Annotated in this window: 15 protein-coding genes; 9 read left to right on the top strand and 6 right to left on the bottom strand. The window is 64.1% G+C overall.

From position 1 onward, the window contains the following. Positions 1 to 111 precede the first annotated feature (111 nt). From B5X73_RS05710 to B5X73_RS05675, 8 genes are all read left to right on the top strand, one after another. Positions 112 to 429, top strand: a complete 318-nt coding sequence (locus B5X73_RS05710) for a hypothetical protein (RefSeq protein ID WP_217699739.1) — start codon at positions 112 to 114, stop codon at positions 427 to 429. Between the two features lie 72 nt (positions 430 to 501). Further along, entirely contained in the window at positions 502 to 1,038 is a 537-nt protein-coding gene (locus tag B5X73_RS05705) for a hypothetical protein (protein ID WP_079520904.1), read from the top strand. Between the two features lie 42 nt (positions 1,039 to 1,080). Next, entirely contained in the window at positions 1,081 to 2,649 is a 1,569-nt protein-coding gene (locus B5X73_RS21490) for a peptidoglycan-binding protein (protein ID WP_079520903.1), read from the top strand. Between the two features lie 291 nt (positions 2,650 to 2,940). Further along, complete coding sequence (locus B5X73_RS05695; protein WP_079520902.1) at positions 2,941 to 3,699, top strand: PAS domain-containing protein; 759 nt, start codon at positions 2,941 to 2,943, stop codon at positions 3,697 to 3,699. Further along, positions 3,696 to 4,643: a hypothetical protein gene (locus B5X73_RS05690; RefSeq protein ID WP_079520901.1), complete on the top strand. Its 948-nt coding sequence runs from the start codon at positions 3,696 to 3,698 to the stop codon at positions 4,641 to 4,643. The genes B5X73_RS05695 and B5X73_RS05690 overlap by 4 nt, the downstream gene beginning before the upstream one ends. Next, the gene (locus tag B5X73_RS05685; RefSeq protein ID WP_079520900.1) at positions 4,640 to 5,200 is read left to right on the top strand and encodes a GTP-binding protein; all 561 of its coding nucleotides are present in this window, start codon (positions 4,640 to 4,642) and stop codon (positions 5,198 to 5,200) included. Before B5X73_RS05690 ends, B5X73_RS05685 begins: the two co-directional genes overlap by 4 nt. Further along, positions 5,197 to 5,619: a roadblock/LC7 domain-containing protein gene (locus B5X73_RS05680; protein WP_036114805.1), complete on the top strand. Its 423-nt coding sequence runs from the start codon at positions 5,197 to 5,199 to the stop codon at positions 5,617 to 5,619. Before B5X73_RS05685 ends, B5X73_RS05680 begins: the two co-directional genes overlap by 4 nt. Before the next feature lie 37 nt (positions 5,620 to 5,656). Next, positions 5,657 to 6,022 carry a hypothetical protein gene (locus B5X73_RS05675; RefSeq protein WP_079520899.1) on the top strand — a complete coding sequence of 122 codons (366 nt, stop codon included), beginning with the start codon at positions 5,657 to 5,659 and terminating at the stop codon, positions 6,020 to 6,022. Positions 6,023 to 6,076: 54 nt separating this feature from the next. On the opposite strand, the gene B5X73_RS05670 is transcribed toward B5X73_RS05675, so the two are convergent. The 4 genes from B5X73_RS05670 to B5X73_RS05655 form a co-directional block, all read right to left on the bottom strand. Further along, positions 6,077 to 8,035 carry a peptidoglycan-binding domain-containing protein gene (locus tag B5X73_RS05670; RefSeq protein WP_079520898.1) on the bottom strand — a complete coding sequence of 653 codons (1,959 nt, stop codon included), beginning with the start codon at positions 8,033 to 8,035 and terminating at the stop codon, positions 6,077 to 6,079. Between the two features lie 27 nt (positions 8,036 to 8,062). Then, complete coding sequence (locus tag B5X73_RS05665; RefSeq protein WP_176167738.1) at positions 8,063 to 8,821, bottom strand: lysozyme inhibitor LprI family protein; 759 nt, start codon at positions 8,819 to 8,821, stop codon at positions 8,063 to 8,065. A 135-nt stretch (positions 8,822 to 8,956) separates the two neighbouring features. Further along, the gene (locus B5X73_RS05660) at positions 8,957 to 9,283 is read right to left on the bottom strand and encodes a nucleotidyltransferase family protein (RefSeq protein ID WP_079520896.1); all 327 of its coding nucleotides are present in this window, start codon (positions 9,281 to 9,283) and stop codon (positions 8,957 to 8,959) included. Next, positions 9,280 to 9,693 carry a nucleotidyltransferase substrate binding protein gene (locus B5X73_RS05655; protein WP_079520895.1) on the bottom strand — a complete coding sequence of 138 codons (414 nt, stop codon included), beginning with the start codon at positions 9,691 to 9,693 and terminating at the stop codon, positions 9,280 to 9,282. The genes B5X73_RS05660 and B5X73_RS05655 overlap by 4 nt, the downstream gene beginning before the upstream one ends. A gap of 168 nt (positions 9,694 to 9,861) precedes the next feature. Between B5X73_RS05655 and mutS the strand changes: the two genes are divergently transcribed. Further along, a complete protein-coding gene (mutS, locus tag B5X73_RS05650) occupies positions 9,862 to 12,447 on the top strand; it encodes a DNA mismatch repair protein MutS (protein WP_254857236.1) in 2,586 nt (861 codons plus the stop codon). A 182-nt stretch (positions 12,448 to 12,629) separates the two neighbouring features. On the opposite strand, the gene B5X73_RS05645 is transcribed toward mutS, so the two are convergent. Both B5X73_RS05645 and B5X73_RS05640 read right to left on the bottom strand, forming a co-directional pair. Next, entirely contained in the window at positions 12,630 to 14,684 is a 2,055-nt protein-coding gene (locus tag B5X73_RS05645; protein ID WP_139382660.1) for a hypothetical protein, read from the bottom strand. 161 nt (positions 14,685 to 14,845) lie between these two features. Then, positions 14,846 to 15,244, bottom strand: coding sequence for an RNA-binding S4 domain-containing protein (locus tag B5X73_RS05640; RefSeq protein ID WP_036114816.1), 399 nt, complete (start codon positions 15,242 to 15,244; stop codon positions 14,846 to 14,848). Positions 15,245 to 15,283: the final 39 nt, after the last annotated feature.

Raw genomic sequence — 15,283 nt, 5'->3', positions numbered from 1 at the left:
CTGGCACAGAAACCAGGCGAACAATGATATGCGCAGGCACAGAGGCGCCACTGTCGAAAAATCCGTCATAAAATGACCACGATTCGTCCCGTCGAACAGGACGCCCGCAGCATGCGCATTGCCCTGGTAACCATCGCAGCGATAGCCCTCCCCGCTACCCTGATAGCGGCGGCCGCGCAGCCCTCTGCGCCAACGGAGGTTGCCGCCTTTGCTCCCGCGGGTACGAAGCTCGTCGCCTTCAAGTCCAGCGGCGACGCCGACGGTGCTGATGCCGTAGCCGTTTTTGAGAATGAAAGCGGCGGTGCCACCAGGCAGCGCGACATGCTCATCCTGCATAAGGAAGCGGGGCACATCGAGGGCAAGGAGGGTGACGTACATCCCTCACTACGAAGACAAGTACTTCACCTCGCGGCTGATGGAAAAAGCTAAGGTCGAGCCACTTAACATTTGAGGCCGGCGCGAACGTCCCGCCACTACGTCATCCAGGAGTCGAGTTCCATCATGAAGACCTATTCAAACGCGTTTCTGCTCGCCGCCGCACTCATCGCCCCCGCTATCGGCGTTGCCGCGCCCGCGCCGACGATGTGCGCCAGGGGCGACAAACCGGTGTTTTCGTGTCCGCTTGCCGGAGGTGGCAAGACGGTCTCCATGTGCGCGGCAGGCGACGTTACGCACGGCAGCGGCCATTTCTACTACGCCTACGGGCGCGATGCGGCAAAGCCGGAGCTGACCTATCCCGCTGCCAATGCTCCGGCCGAATTCACGCGTACGCACCTGGGCTTCGCTGGTAATACCGGCGGTTATGCCTATTCGTTCACCAACGCTGGGTTCAAATACGTCGTTTATTCGGTTTCAGGCTCGAACAACCTGCAAGACGGCGGGTTGGTGGTACTCAAGGACGGCCGGGACAAACCGGTGAAACAGAGCGCTTGCCAGGCGGGCAAGGTCACCGACACGGATGACGATGCACTGATCGACGCGACGCTCAAGCTCAAGAGCGATCCGGCGATCGAAAAGAACGGCGTCCCGGGGCAGTAAGCGCGGACGACCTTCCCTTTTAAGTCAACCAGGAGTTACACCATGTCCGCGAAAGAGAACGCCGACTATCTGATGGACGCCGCCACGAAGGCGGGCATTACCGACCCCAGGGAACTGGCCAATTTCATGGGCCAGATGCAGGTGGAGTGCGGAGGCTACTCGAGCATGAACGAAGGCCTGGGCTACTCCGGCAGTCGCCTGCTCGAAGTCTTCCCCGGCCGCAACGGGATGAACACGCTCGCCGAAGCCAACAAGGTCGCCGCGGGTGGTCAGGAAGCGATCGCCAACGAAATCTACGGCGGTGCCTGGGGCAAGAAAAACCTCGGGAACACCGAGCCGGGCGACGGCTGGAAATTCCACGGTCGCGGCTATGTGCAGTTGACCGGCCGTGCCAACTACGAGGCCGTCGGCAAGGAGCTGGGACTCGATCTGGTCAACCATCCCGAGCTGGCCGCCGATCGCGACGTCGCCGCGAAGATCGCCATCCACTACTGGAAGGATCGCGTCCAGCCCCACGGTCATCAGACCGATGTCACCGGTGCCTGCAAGGACATCAATGGCGGCCACAACGGCCTTGCCGAGCGTAAGAACGCCGCGCAGGCATGGGAAGGCGCGCTCGACAAGGGCTACAAGCCCGGCGGTCCGGATCCGATCCCGGTGCCCGGTGGCGGCGGCCACCGGATGAGCAAAGAGAAAGCCGAGCACGTCCAGACCCTGCTCAACGCCCATGGCTACACCGACACCAACGGCAAGCCACTGGTCGTGGACGGCCACGCCGGCAAGGAAACCAAGCTCGCCATCGAGCGGTTCCAGACGGACCATCATCTCAAGGCGGACGGCATCGTTGGACCGGCCACGCTGAAGGCGCTCGAGCAGAACCTGCAGCATGACAAGGCGCAGCCCGCCGCAACGCCGGCAGCACCGGCGGCACCGGCACCGGCGCCGGCAACACCCTCCGCAACACACTCGCCGACGGCGGCTTCACTGCGCGAAGGCGCCATGGGCGCGTCGGTCGAAGCGCTGCAAGCCCACCTGCGCGATCAGGGCATCACCGGCTCGAACGGGCGCCCGCTTGCCGCGGACGGACACTTCGGCACGCAGACCAGGGAAGCGCTGCAGTCTTTCCAGCGTGCGCATGGCCTCGAGGCCGACGGTATAGCAGGCCCGAAGACCTTCCAGGCGATCAAAAGCGCGCAACGCCAGGCGGGCGTACCGTCACTCGCCGACGCAAGCCATCCCGCCAACGGTATGTTCCGTCAGGCGCTCGACCGTGTGCAGGGGCTCGATGTACAGCATGGCCGCGAGTCCGGCCCGCACACCACCAACATCGCGGGCTCGCTCACGTCGGCGGCGACCGTCGCCGGGATGAGGAGCATCGATCAGGTCGTGCTCAACCAGGACGCGACCAAGGTCTATGCCATGCAGGGCGCCGAGAACTCGCCCTTCAAGCAGCATGCGGAGGTCGATGTGGTGAAAGCGGCCAATACACCCTTGGCGCAGAGCAGCGCCGAGGCATTCGTTGCGAGCGACCTGGCGCGCCAGCAAGCCCAGCCGTCGCAGTCGATCATGCAGAACCACGAAGCTGTGCAGAGCGCCCCCTCCCGGACATGACGGGAGGATGACCCGAGGGACGATTTTCAATAAGCGGGTGCCGGTCACAGCACGCCATCCGTGCGTACCTCACAATGCACATAAATGGCACGACTGGGTTGACCAGTCGTGCCAGCTGGTCGCGCATAGCGAACAAAACCAGACGCCCCCTCCGGGGGCGTCTTCACATGTGCGGCCTAAAGCCGAGCCGAAGTCGGCCGTCAATGAGCACTGCATCACACTTAAGTAGTAAAATTCGGCAAAATCACCTAAATCGATCCAATCGCACGCCGAACAGGGGTTACGCGAGTCATGGACTATCTGGAAGCAGAAAACGCGCTTCTTCGTGAGGGAATACGAGCCACCCGGCTCGGCCTCTGCATCACCGACGCATCGGGTCGGGTCGTACAGACCGCCGGTGATTTCGCTGATCGGCTGGGTATCCAAGAGAAGGACCTGCTCGGCGCGGAGCTGCGCCTTCGCATGCCGGCCACACTCATGCTGCCCCAGGCCGCCCCCTTGCTGGACATCGACAGTGCGGAGCTGAGCACCGAAGGCCAGCTTCGACGCGATGGCGCGATTGAGAAATTTCTTCTTTTCCAGGCACGTACCGTCACCCAGCGGGGCGAGCGGTTCCGCGTCATCAGCGTCATGGATGTCAGTCTTTTCGGCGTCAGCCGTGGGCGTCTCAGCGATCTGCAGAGCACGCTCGAGGCGATCGGTGCGGGCGTCATCATGGTCGACGCACAGGCGGTCGATCAGCCCATCGCTTTCGTCAACCGTCGCTTCGAACAGCTGACCGGCTACACAGCCGCGGAGTGCATCGGGCGCAACTGCCGCTTCCTGCAGGGTCCGGATTCGGATCCCCAGGCGATTTCGGCGCTGCGTCGTGCGATCGCACTGAAGCAGGCCACCCAGGTCGTGGTCCGCAATTACCGCAAGAATGGCGAAGCGTTCGATAACGAGCTTTACGTCTCGCCGGTGTCGGACGATCACAACGAGGTGCGCTGGCTCGTGGGTATCGTCCGCGAGCGTCGCGACCGCACCCTGGTCGGTACGGGGGCCGCATGAGCGAGGCCGCCCTCGCCATCGCCTTTGGCCCCATGCCGCTGGGCGACGCCATGTTGCTACGCGCCGGGCTCCGTCTGGCGGGCATCACATGGCACACCGCGCCACGTGAGAAATGCGACGTGTTCTTCGCGGTGAGCCTGGGCGACCTCCCGCCCGCCGTCCGTGGCGGCCCGCGCTGCGTCATCGCGGGTCCGCGTCGCGCCTCGTCGGTTCCCGCCATCTTCCTGGATCGCTGGCCCAACATCAGCCAGATGTCCGATGTGATGTCGCTGCTTCGCACGCCTGTGCGCGACCTGCCCGCCGCCGCGAATTCGCCCCACATGACCGCCGCCCTTCCTCCCAGCCCGCTCGATCGCTGGCTGGACGAAGTGGCACGAGCGGAGACGCGCGACCGCATGGTCCACGTGTCTACGGCATCGGGCCCGACCGCGCTGCTCGACCCGGCCAATCGCTGCGCCTGGCTGGCGCCGTCGGCCGTGGGTCGTCTCGCGGAAGTACTTGGCGAGGGCCAGGTGATGCTGTCCAGCGTGCCGCGTGGTATTCCGCCGTCGACCGCCGTGCGCTCATCGCTCGCGCACGTGTTGTGGGCGCTGGCGCTGACCGGCAACTGGCAACCCGACGCGCTGGGCATCCCCGGCGACCGCCGCCTCAAGCTGCGTCGCTGGCCGGACTTCGGTTCGCTCGAGCGACGCGACACCTTTCTTCATGTAGCGTCCCGCCTGACCCGTCAGCCGACCTCGCTGCATGCCCTGCTCACGACCTTTTCGAAAGATCGCGACGATCTCCTCGTTTTCCTCGCCGGCTGCCGACTGTGCGGATGGCTGGAGGTCACCGCCGACATCGACGACACACCACCCCCGGTCGTCGCTGCCGCACCGAGCCGCCTGTATGCGGCGGTCGGTGCGATCCGCCGCGCCCTGGGCATGAAGGAAGCGAGCCGATGAGCAAGGATTACAAGCTCGTCTTCATCGGTCCCATGGGGGCTGGCAAGACGACCGCGATTACCGCGATCAGCAGCAAGCCACCGGTCGTCACCGAGGTGCGCAATACGGACCGGGAGGCGCACGCCAAGGCGTCGACCACGGTCGCTCTGGACTACGGCGAAGTGGTGATCGAAGGCGGCGGTCTGTTGCGCCTCTATGGCGTGCCCGGACAGACCCGCTTCTCCTTCATGTGGCCCATGGTCGGCAAGGGCGCGCTGGGGGCGGTCCTGCTGGCCGACGCCGCGGCGCCCGACGCACTGGCCGCCCTCGACCCGTTCCTTGAGGCTTTCGGGCACCTGCTGCGCGATCAGCGAGCCGTGCTCGGTGTGGGTCGCGGTGACGTGCCCGGTGCGGTCTCGACGGACGACTTCATCGAACATCTCGCCTCCCGCGGTTACACCACCCCGGTTTTTTCCGTAGACGTGCGCCAGCGCGCAGACGTCCACCTGCTTCTCGACGTACTGTTCGTGCAGCTGGAAGGCCGCACGGACGGCGCTGCCCTGGAACTCGCCCCATGAACACCTCATTTGCTGCGCCGATGTCGTCGTTGTCCCGTACCCAGCGTTTCGTGCTCGAGCAGTTCCTGTCGGGGATGATCGAACGGATCAATGGGGCCGAAGGGGCGATGCTGGCCACGGCTGACGGGTTTCCATCGGCCTTCTCGGGTGCGCTGGACGAGACCATGCAGAACCGTGTCGCGGCCGTGATGAGCTCGCTTTGCGCGCTGGGTGAAGCGGCCGGCGCGCAGATCGATGCGGGCGGGCTGGAAATCATCAGCCTCCAGTTCAGCGACCGGCAGATGCAGGTCGTTTCCATCCGTGGCGAACGAAGCGACTACGTACTCGCACTCGTCGCCCGCGCGGACGTGCTCCTGGGCAGCAGCCTGTGGGCTATCCGCGAATGCGCCACCCAGATCCGCGAATCGCTCCGGCCCTGACCGGAACAACCTACGAACACAAACAAGGGGAAACACCATGGCTACTCTGCAAGAATCGCTCGCCGAACTGATGACCACCGATGGCGCCGTCTGCGCCGCCCTGGTCGACTCCAACAGCGGTATGTGCCTCGGCACCGCCGGCAACACCGGCACCTTCGACCTCGACATCGCTGCCGCCGGTAACACCGAAGTGGTCCGCGCGAAGATGAAGACGATGGCGTCGCTGGGCATCAAGGAAGCGATCGAAGACATGCTGATCACGCTGGAAAAGCAGTACCACGTGATCAATCCGGTCGCGAAGTACCCGGGCCTGTTCCTGTACGTGGTGCTCGACCGCGCCAAGTCGAACCTGGCGCTGGCGCGTCGCCGTACGGCTGACGTGTCGGCGGCTGTCGCGATCTGATCGAATCCACTCGGATCGATGAAAAAACGGCCGCCCAAGGGCGGCCGTTTTTTGTCAGCGCTGCGGACCGGAAGGTGCCGCGGGCTGATTTTGCTGCTGGGCCTGCCGCTGGGCCTGCTGCGGCTGAGCCTGCTGGACCTGCCCTTGCTGGACCTGCCCTTGCTGGACCTGCCCTTGCTGGGCCTGCCCTTGCTGCGACTGACCCTGCTGTTGGCCCTGTTGAGCCTGCTGGGCGGCCTGCTGATGCGGTTGCTGCCACTCCGCACTGCTCTGTGCCAGCGGCTTGGCCACCGCCTGCGCGACGTCTACCTCGGCAATTTTCTTGAACGGCGAATTCAGCTCACCCTGCACCGCATAAGCACGCTTGGCGTCATCGCTGAGCACCACATGGTCGATACGGGTAAGGCCTTGCTCGTGCGCCTTGTTTGCGAGTGAACCGGCGATGTTTCCACTCAGCGCATCCGGCACTCGTCCCTGCTGCGAATCGACCGTGTGCACGCCTTCCAGTGCCTGCTTGTACATCGTGTTGCCGGGATGCCTCGCATCCGCCAGGCCGGGGGCCGCAGGATGCTGCGCGGTCTTCAACGCATCCATCGTCTTCGAGCCGGCGATGCCATCGTCGGTCAATTGATGGTCGCGCTGGAACGACTGCAGCGCGTGCCTTGTGTTGCCACCAAAATCGCCGTCCGGATGCAACGCCTTTCCGTTCGCGCCTTTGTAACCGAGCGTCGCCAGCTGGGTCTGCAGAGCCTGTACCTCGGGCGCGTGATCGTGCTCTCGAAGCGTACCCGCACGCTGAACGTGGTCACCTGTCGCCTGTGCCGGGGTGGCATGCGCGGCAGGAGCATGCGCAGCGGGAGCCGGGGTAGCATGCGCCGCCGGCTGGCTACGCACGTTGCCGGGATGCGTGACATGCAACAGCCGCTCGTCGGCACCGTTGCGATGCACGTTCACGTCGAGCGACTTGTCGGCATTGACGTGCGTGGAGATGTCGCGGGTGTTGAGCGTGTTCCACTGACCGTTGACCAGGGCCTGGGCATGGCCGGAGCGGTCCCATGTTACGAGGTCATGGCCTTCGGCGACAAAGCCGCGGTGGTTGTTGGTGTTGGCGTAGGAGCCGCCATTGCCCAGCGCCTGCACCATGCCACGCGCATGCCCCGGATCCGTGAACGCGTCGCGGATCGCCGCGTACTCGTGCGGCAGGTTGGGATGCGTCGGGTCGTTGCCCAGCTGTGTCGGGTTGACCGTCGGGTTGGCGACCACGTTATCCCAGGCGGGACGCAACGGATGAGTCGCACCGGTGGCGCGCATATCGTTGAAGAGCGCCGTGCCTGCAAGCGCATGATCGCGACCGTCACGCACGTAGTCGGCATAACGGTCGATGGAACGACTGACGTCATCGACGCTGTGGTGCTGGTTGTGCTGCAGCTGGTCGACCAGGCGGCCACCGTAGACTTCGCTCTGGTTGTAGAGCTTGGCGGTCATGGTGATCAGCTTGGCCTGATCCTGCTCGGACGCATGCTGGTAAAGCGAGGTCTGCTGTAGCGGTCCGATGGCCCGGGTCATCAGCCGGTCCACCTGCGCCGTATCGCGCTGGTGGACGAAGTTGACGCCGGCATCGCTGGCCATGAACGAGTCGAGATGCGACTTCACCGTGGCGTCCATCGGACGACCGTGCTGGGCCGTGATTTCGTGGCCGTTGCGTCCCAGATCGGCGATCGTCTGTGTGCGCTGTGCGGCATTGAGCGTCCAGTCCGGATGCTCGGTACGCGCCCACGTCTGGTACGCATCGGTGAGCTGGGTGGCCACTTCCGGATGCTGACCCAGATCGGTCTGCAGCGTGCCGATGGAGAAGCCGCTGTTACCGATGGGGTGCATCACGGGGTTGCCGCGGGCATCATTGCGGACATTGCCCGCGAAACTCAGCTTATAGGCGACATCGCCGCCTTCGGAACTCACACCAATGGCGAAGTACGACAACGCCCTGGCTTCGTTATCAGTCAATCCTGGCATTTTCTAACTCCTGGTTAATGGTCGGTCTTACTGGCCGTCCTTGCACGGCTTGTCGAGTGGCGCCCTGCCACCCTTCGGCACGCGATCCAGCGTGACGTATTTCGAAAACGTGCCTTCGCTTGCGGGGCCGTCCACCTGGAACCATGTCAGGCGCTTGCCTTCGGGTGCGACATAGGCGGCCACATCGCTGAAGGCCGGGCAGACAGGGTAACCACCGCGCTCGGCGTCTTCCGCGCAGAATCGGAGGTACAGCTTGCCCTGGCGCCATTCGCCCTTGAACTTCCCCTGGTTGCCGGAAACGCGCGTGCCATCCGACCAAGTGCCCTCAGCGGCTGTCGCCGACGATGCCGTGACGCCCAGCTGGGCCGAGTGTCCGAGGTTGCAGTCGCTGCGGTAACCCCAGTCACCGGTGATGGACGTACCGGCGGCAGACGAGGCCGTTGCCGAACTGGCGGGTGTGGCTTGTTTCAGTCGCGAGGTGAGCTCGTCAGCACGGAAGCTGGTCTGCGTCGTCGTGCATTCGTTCTTGACCGCCGTGCCTGCGGGGACGCCGCACGACTGATCGCGGCCGGCGATCCACTGGCGCTCTTCAGCGCGCAGGGCCTGACGACCCGCGTCGTCCAGCGACTTGGACAGCGCCTTGTAAGCCGTGTTGAGCCGCGCGTCCTGGGCGTCATACGCCTGCGCCGCGGCATCCTGAGGTGCCGGTGCTGCGCCAGCCATCTGGCAAAACGCCAGGGCCACCGCAGCCGCCAAACCGATGTGGACGCAACGCGCCCGGGTCATATCCTTCCGCCTGCCAAGCATTGTAGCTCCTGTGGTCGGGTCACCCTGCTTCCCCGCGCGGGAGGGTAGCAGCAGATCGCAAAAAATTCGTGCATTGGGTCGCGTTGCGGAGCGGCGGTGCCTGGCGCAGGCTCCCTATGCGCCTGCCGGTTGCACTAGCACCCTTCTCTGCTTGATAGCCTCGCGGAACGAGTGCGTGGTCACAGCCCAGTCGACGACATCCACTTTCCAAGGCAGGTCCGACTCGGAAAATCGATCTGCCAGTTCCGCCCTTACGTCCAGCGACAGCGGCTCCTGGGTAACGACCGCCAGATCCAGATCGGAATATGTCTTTGCTGTACGTTTTGCCCGCGAACCGAAAGCCCAGACTTCGTACTGAGGGACACAGGTGTGGAGAATCTCCCGGACGATAGCCCAGTGCTCGGGGCGGATATCGATATCGGGGATGCCTCCGCCAGTCATGCCTGGGCTTCTTGCAGTTGCCGTAGCAGGTGGGCGGCTTCTTCCAGGAAATCGGGAATACCAGAGACGACCTGTAACGCCACGTCTTCCGAATACGTATGGCTCGTACGTGCACGCATATCCCGATACTTACGCCAGGCAGGCCAGTCACTACGCAGCAAACCGCGCTCATTACCCGTACGAATCTGGTCCTGAAAACTCATGGCATCCAGTTCGACCGGGTTCGCCGAGGTCATCTCCAGGAATCGCTTGAGCATCTTGTGGCTGATTTCATACGTGAACTCGAAGCGCTGGATCAGACCATCACGGATCTGCGTATCGGTAATGTCCTGCTGATAGCGAACCCAGCCTTCCCGCAGGCGAGCCACCGCCCGCTCCAACGGCGTCAGGTCCAATGCTTCGGTAGTCATTCCTGCCATCCTCCATCAGCTTACGATCACTCGCCTCATAGTGTCAGGCATCCGTCACCAGATGTCATAGGTTGACGCCTCTTCTGAAGGAACCGCGCGGCAGCGGTATCATGCACGGCCAGCGCGCCATCACAGGCGCCCTGCCCCATCGCAACCCCTCGGAAAATCATGGCTTTACCAGACGACGACCGCTCGGCCGCCGGGCATACGCCCTTCATGCGCCAGTACCTCGGGGCGAAGGCGGAGTATCCGGACATCCTGCTGTTCTTCCGGATGGGCGACTTCTACGAGCTGTTCTACGACGACGCCCGCAAGGCGGCGCGGCTGCTCGATATCACCCTGACGCAGCGCGGCCAGTCGGCGGGCGCCCCCATTCCGATGGCCGGCGTGCCCTATCACGCGGTCGAGAATTACCTGGCGCGCCTGGTCAGGCTGGGTGAGTCCGTGGCGCTGTGCGAACAGATCGGCGATCCGGCCACCTCCAAGGGGCCCGTGAAGCGCGAGGTCGTCCGCATCGTCACCCCGGGTACCGTGACCGATGCGGCGTTGATGGAAGAGCGCCGCGACAATCTGCTGCTGTCCATCGCCGCTGGCCAGACAGGCTATGGCCTGGCCTGGGTCGACCTGTCGACCGGGCGTTTTCTGCTGACCGAAGTGGGCAGCGCCGAAGGTCTTGCCGCCGAACTCGCACGCCTGCAGCCGGCCGAAACGCTGGTCGGTGAGGACGTTGCATGGCCGAAGCTGGTCTCCTCGCTGCCGGGCCTGCGCAAGCGCCAGCCGTGGCATTTCGACGGGGATGCCGCCACGCGTGAGCTCTGCCGCTTCTTCAGAACGCGCGACCTGCGTGGCTTCGGTGTCGACGGTATGCTGCTTGCCGTTGCCGCCGCGGGTTGTCTGCTTGGCTACGTCGAAGAAACCCAGAAGGCCGCCCTGCCCCATCTCACCGGCATGGCCGTGGAGAACGCGGGCGAGACGATCGCGATGGACGCCGCCACGCGCCGTAACCTGGAAATCGACACGCACCAGAGCGGCCGCGTCGAGAACACGCTGCTCGGCGTGCTCGACGAGACGGTGACGCCGATGGGTGCGCGTCTGCTGCGTCGCTGGCTCAATCGTCCGCTGCGCGATCGCACCGTCCTGCGCGGACGCCATCAGGCGATCGGCAGTCTGATCGATACCCGCCGTCATGCGACGCTGCGCGAACGCCTTCGCGGCATTGGCGACCTCGAGCGCATCCTGGCGCGCGTGGCACTGCGCTCCGCGCGTCCGCGCGATCTGTCCACGTTACGCGACGGCCTGGCTGCCGCACCGGCGTTGCGCGAAGACATCGCCGGCCTGGACAGCCCCTTGCTGCACAGTCTGGTCGAGCGTATCGGCGACCACGCGGAAACCGCGGCACTGCTCGCCCGTGCGGTGATCGCGCAACCGCCGGTGCTTCTGCGCGACGGCGGCGTGCTCGCCGAAGGCTATGACGACGAACTCGACGAACTGCGCCAGCTGTCCACCAATGCCGACCAGTTCCTCGTCGACATGGAGGAGCGCGAGAAAGCGGCCAGTGGCATCGCCACGCTGAAGGTCGGCTACAACCGCGTACACGGCTATTACATCGAAATCTCCAAGGCGCAGTCCGAGAAGGCGCCACAGCACTACACGCGGCGGCAGACCACAAAGAACGCCGAGCGCTACATCACCGAAGAACTGAAGCAGTTCGAAGACAAGGTGCTGTCGGCGAAGGAACGGTCGCTGATGCGCGAGCGAGCCCTGTACGAGCTGCTGCTCGACAAGCTCACCGAACGCCTGCCGGAACTGAAGATCGCCGCCTCGGCGATGGCTGAACTCGACGTACTGGCGGACCTCGCCGACCGTGCGGAGACGCTCGACTGGGCCGCGCCGGAGCTCACCGACGTACCCGGCATCCGCATCGACCGTGGCCGCCATCCCGTCGTGGAGAAGGTGCGCGACGAACCGTTCGAGCCGAATGACCTCGCACTGGACAGCGATCGTCGCATGCTCGTGATCACCGGTCCGAACATGGGCGGTAAGTCGACCTACATGCGCCAGAACGCGTTGATCGTCCTGCTCGCGCACGTCGGCAGTTACGTGCCCGCGTCGGGCGCGACGATCGGACCGATCGATCGCATCTTCACGCGTATCGGGGCGGGTGACGACCTGTCGCGAGGCCAGTCGACCTTCATGGTCGAGATGAGCGAGACCGCTAACATCCTGCATAACGCGACCGAGTGCAGCCTCGTACTGATGGACGAAGTGGGTCGCGGTACCAGCACGTACGACGGCTTGTCGCTGGCGCGCGCGGCAGCGGTGCATCTTGCGGCGACGAGCTGTGCGTACACGCTCTTCGCCACGCACTACTTCGAGCTCACGGAACTGGCCGGCGATTACCGCACGATCGCCAATGTGCATCTCGACGCGGTCGAATACGGCGAGCAGCTGGTCTTCATGCACACGGTGAAGGATGGCCCGGCCAATCGCAGTTTCGGGTTGCAGGTGGCCGCGCTGGCAGGTTTGCCCAAGGCCGTGATCGCGGACGCGCGTCGTTATCTGGCCGCGCTCGAGCAGGGCCACGAGGTCACGGCGGCCGTCGCGACGCCGCCTGCCGCGGCGCCGCAGATGGGGTTGTTCGCGCCTCCGTTGCCGTCGCCGGTCGAGGAGGCACTGCGGGCGGTCGATCCGGATGACCTCACACCCAGGGAGGCGCTGGACCAGCTTTACAGGCTGCGGAAAATGCTGCGCTGAACCATTGAAGCACCCTATGGGATCGATCTGAACAATCGAATTCCACTGAGCGACGTCTGTTCTTATAGTGGAGTCGTTCCATTTCACGGAGTCTTACGACTCTCCATCTTCGGCTCCGTGACGCCCCCCGCTCCCATCCCGAGTCAGCAGCCCGGGGTTGGAATTCGGGGGGCGGTTTTTATCTACCTGCCTTTCAGAGCGTAGCGCGTCGCCCAACCGGACTCGAAAGTACCTGGCTTCTGAGGCAGGGCGCTAACGCCGGCACCGAGCGTCAGCCTGGCCGGCTTCGCCGCGCGGAGCAGGTCAGCCAGCGATGGAGCAAGCAAACCGCTTCGTTGCCATTCCGCAACATGCTCAGCCGTGGCGGGGATACGCAACAGGTTGAACGACTTCAGGGCGCAGGTCGCCATGTCGCCATCGGACTGCCTGCATGCGTCGTGATCGATGACGACACTGGCGCCGTCCACGACAAAACCGTCGACATAAACCACATCGCCCTTGCCGACCCGGAACGACGCAAACGGATGCAACAGCTGCGTCGTGACCAGCAGCCCGCTGACTTGCTTGTCGCGCAGCACGGTCTGGTATCCCCCTGCGGTCACCTGCTTCGAATAGCTTCGGGTGCCGACGTCGAAGCCGGCGCATCCGCCCGTCGTGGCATCCATGAGGGCGCAATAGGTGCCGGTATAACTGCCGTTTTGATACGTGGCGCTCTGCCACACCTGGGTCTTGTAGTACTCGGTATCCTGCGTGGACACAAACGATGCCGTGCCCAACGGCGACTTCGCCGAGGCAGCCTTCTCCGACATGTCCGGCATGGGCGAACGGCGAAACTCTGCGCTGGTGCCTTTCAGGTCATAGGTGCCGGGATCCACGATAAACAGGCCGTACTCCGAGTTGCCGCTGCCGCCCGGGTACCTGTACGCAAACCCATGCAAGCCCTGCTCGATCATGCTCGACATGGAGCCCGTATGCAGTACATCGGCAGGATCATCCGTACGACGCCACTCAGTCGTAGCCGTGAGGTCGATCCAGTAATTGACCAGTTGTTCCTCCCTGAGCTTGTCGACTCCCATGGCCTGGTATTTCTTGGATACGAACAGGGACGGCACAGCGACAAACGCCTTGCCGGCACGGATCGCACGCACGAACAGCGCTTCGATACCATCGTTTCGGCGTTTCAGGTCATCCGTGCGTTTCGCCATCGCGGGATCTTCGGCCTGCTTGAACGGGTTTCGGAACCGCGAGGCACTCCCGGTGCGGCTGGGTAACGACGGGGCGGCGCCAGCCACTGCGGCTGCCACCATGGCGCAAGCCGCAGTGCGAAGCACGTCGCGCGACCCTTGCTGCTTCGAGAACGTACGAAGCACGAGAGATGCCGCCCCCATGTCGCCATCGAACTCCACTCGCACGGGAAACGGCCTGACATCGGGCACATCCATGATCGTCGAGCGAACGTAGGCGGCACTAGTGAGCGCAATGTCCATGGCGCCCTTCTTGCCGCGATACTCCTCCCGCACCATGCGCGCGTCCGGGGTCTTGGCGAGGAACGCCTTGAGACGAGCCAGAGCTTGTCGTGCGTCTTCTCCGGACGAGGTCAATGTCCACGTACCGAAGACGGAACGGGTTCCACCCACCACATCGGTTTCGTCTGTGAAGTTCGCCTCGCAGAGGCGTGTGGAATCCTCTGGGGAAATGGGGTCGGGTAACGCGCCCGATCCACTTTGTAGCGCCGGTACGCCGGAAATGCCTGCAGCCGCGACGGACGGCTGTGATCCGCCGGACTTTACCCGCGCAAGAATGCCGCACATCGACGCGCGCATGTCCTTTTCACTGGCCCCCATCCCGGCGGGCAGACTGGCCTTCAGTACGAGTTGCCCCTTGTCATCAGCTGAAAACTCGACAGGAAATCCTCGTGCATTGGCCTGCGCCTTGTTGGTGAGCGCAAGCGTGGCAGTCGATCCGGTCAGCGTGTCCTGGCCGACTTCAAAGTCCTCGCCCGGTGCGATGGCCTTCATCTGCGCGACTGCGCCCTGCGCCGTGACGCCAGGAGCGATCGAATGTGCCTCGAAAACCTTCCCGGAAAACAGACTTCCGGAGGACTTGAACGTGGACTCACACGTGTCCGCGGCCCGAACGGCAGGACAGAGTGACAGAAAAACTAGCGCCGCCACGCCCGATAGGCACGTTGAAGCGATGGATCGAGGGGATCGCTCGCGTAGACCGTAAAACATCATGCTGTCCTTGTTCCCTGAAAATGATCCTGCCAGCCGGCATCCGGCGATTGGACACTGAAAGGGTCACGGGAACAAGCGGCGCCGATCCCAGAGGTCAGTCAAGGCTCATCGAAGTTTTTTCCGCCGCCCTATCACCCTGCCATGACCGATGGGAACGGTTTTTACAGGGTTTTCTTCAGGTCCTGGATCAGGCGCCGTGCGTGCTTGTCAGGGCGCGAGTCCGGGCGCAGCAACGCACCGCCGGTGAGGCGGCGATCCTCGCGCTGACGTTCGCGTTCGGCAACGCTTTCGTCGGTTTCCGTATAGAGCTTGCGCGCCTCTGGTGCGGGTCCGCGTTTGCCCGACAACGCGGCGACGATGCAGGTCAGGCGTTCTTCCCCGCGGGTGATCTTGAACGTGTCGCCGACGGCCACTAGCTTGGCGGGCTTGCAGGTGCCCTCGTTGAGCTCAACCTTCCCTCCTTCAATCGCCTGCTTGGCCAGGCTGCGCGTCTTGAAAAAACGCGCGGCCCACAGCCACACGTCGGCACGCACACCTGCGGAACTGGTCTGATCGGTCATGCGAAGAGTGTGCGGACGCCCCGCCCGAAATCCAAGCGG

This window comes from Luteibacter sp. 22Crub2.1 (genome assembly GCF_900167995.1).
In the GTDB taxonomy this organism is placed as follows: domain Bacteria; phylum Pseudomonadota; class Gammaproteobacteria; order Xanthomonadales; family Rhodanobacteraceae; genus Luteibacter; species Luteibacter mycovicinus.
This window is presented reverse-complemented; position numbering and strand designations above follow the sequence as displayed.

Bases quoted from the DNA above. Each gene is read 5' to 3' on its own strand.
- mutS (WP_254857236.1), top strand. From the start codon at position 9,862: ATGGCTTTACCAGACGACGACCGCTCGGCCGCCGGGCATACGCCCTTC.
- B5X73_RS05695 (WP_079520902.1), top strand. From the start codon at position 2,941: ATGGACTATCTGGAAGCAGAAAACGCGCTTCTTCGTGAGGGAATACGA.
- B5X73_RS05705 (WP_079520904.1), top strand. From the start codon at position 502: ATGAAGACCTATTCAAACGCGTTTCTGCTCGCCGCCGCACTCATCGCC.
- B5X73_RS05690 (WP_079520901.1), top strand. From the start codon at position 3,696: ATGAGCGAGGCCGCCCTCGCCATCGCCTTTGGCCCCATGCCGCTGGGC.
- B5X73_RS05645 (WP_139382660.1), bottom strand. From the start codon at position 14,684: ATGATGTTTTACGGTCTACGCGAGCGATCCCCTCGATCCATCGCTTCA.
- B5X73_RS05640 (WP_036114816.1), bottom strand. From the start codon at position 15,244: ATGACCGATCAGACCAGTTCCGCAGGTGTGCGTGCCGACGTGTGGCTG.
- B5X73_RS05655 (WP_079520895.1), bottom strand. From the start codon at position 9,693: ATGACTACCGAAGCATTGGACCTGACGCCGTTGGAGCGGGCGGTGGCT.
- B5X73_RS05675 (WP_079520899.1), top strand. From the start codon at position 5,657: ATGGCTACTCTGCAAGAATCGCTCGCCGAACTGATGACCACCGATGGC.
- B5X73_RS05660 (WP_079520896.1), bottom strand. From the start codon at position 9,283: ATGACTGGCGGAGGCATCCCCGATATCGATATCCGCCCCGAGCACTGG.
- B5X73_RS21490 (WP_079520903.1), top strand. From the start codon at position 1,081: ATGTCCGCGAAAGAGAACGCCGACTATCTGATGGACGCCGCCACGAAG.
- B5X73_RS05710 (WP_217699739.1), top strand. From the start codon at position 112: ATGCGCATTGCCCTGGTAACCATCGCAGCGATAGCCCTCCCCGCTACC.
- B5X73_RS05670 (WP_079520898.1), bottom strand. From the start codon at position 8,035: ATGCCAGGATTGACTGATAACGAAGCCAGGGCGTTGTCGTACTTCGCC.
- B5X73_RS05680 (WP_036114805.1), top strand. From the start codon at position 5,197: ATGAACACCTCATTTGCTGCGCCGATGTCGTCGTTGTCCCGTACCCAG.
- B5X73_RS05665 (WP_176167738.1), bottom strand. From the start codon at position 8,821: ATGACCCGGGCGCGTTGCGTCCACATCGGTTTGGCGGCTGCGGTGGCC.
- B5X73_RS05685 (WP_079520900.1), top strand. From the start codon at position 4,640: ATGAGCAAGGATTACAAGCTCGTCTTCATCGGTCCCATGGGGGCTGGC.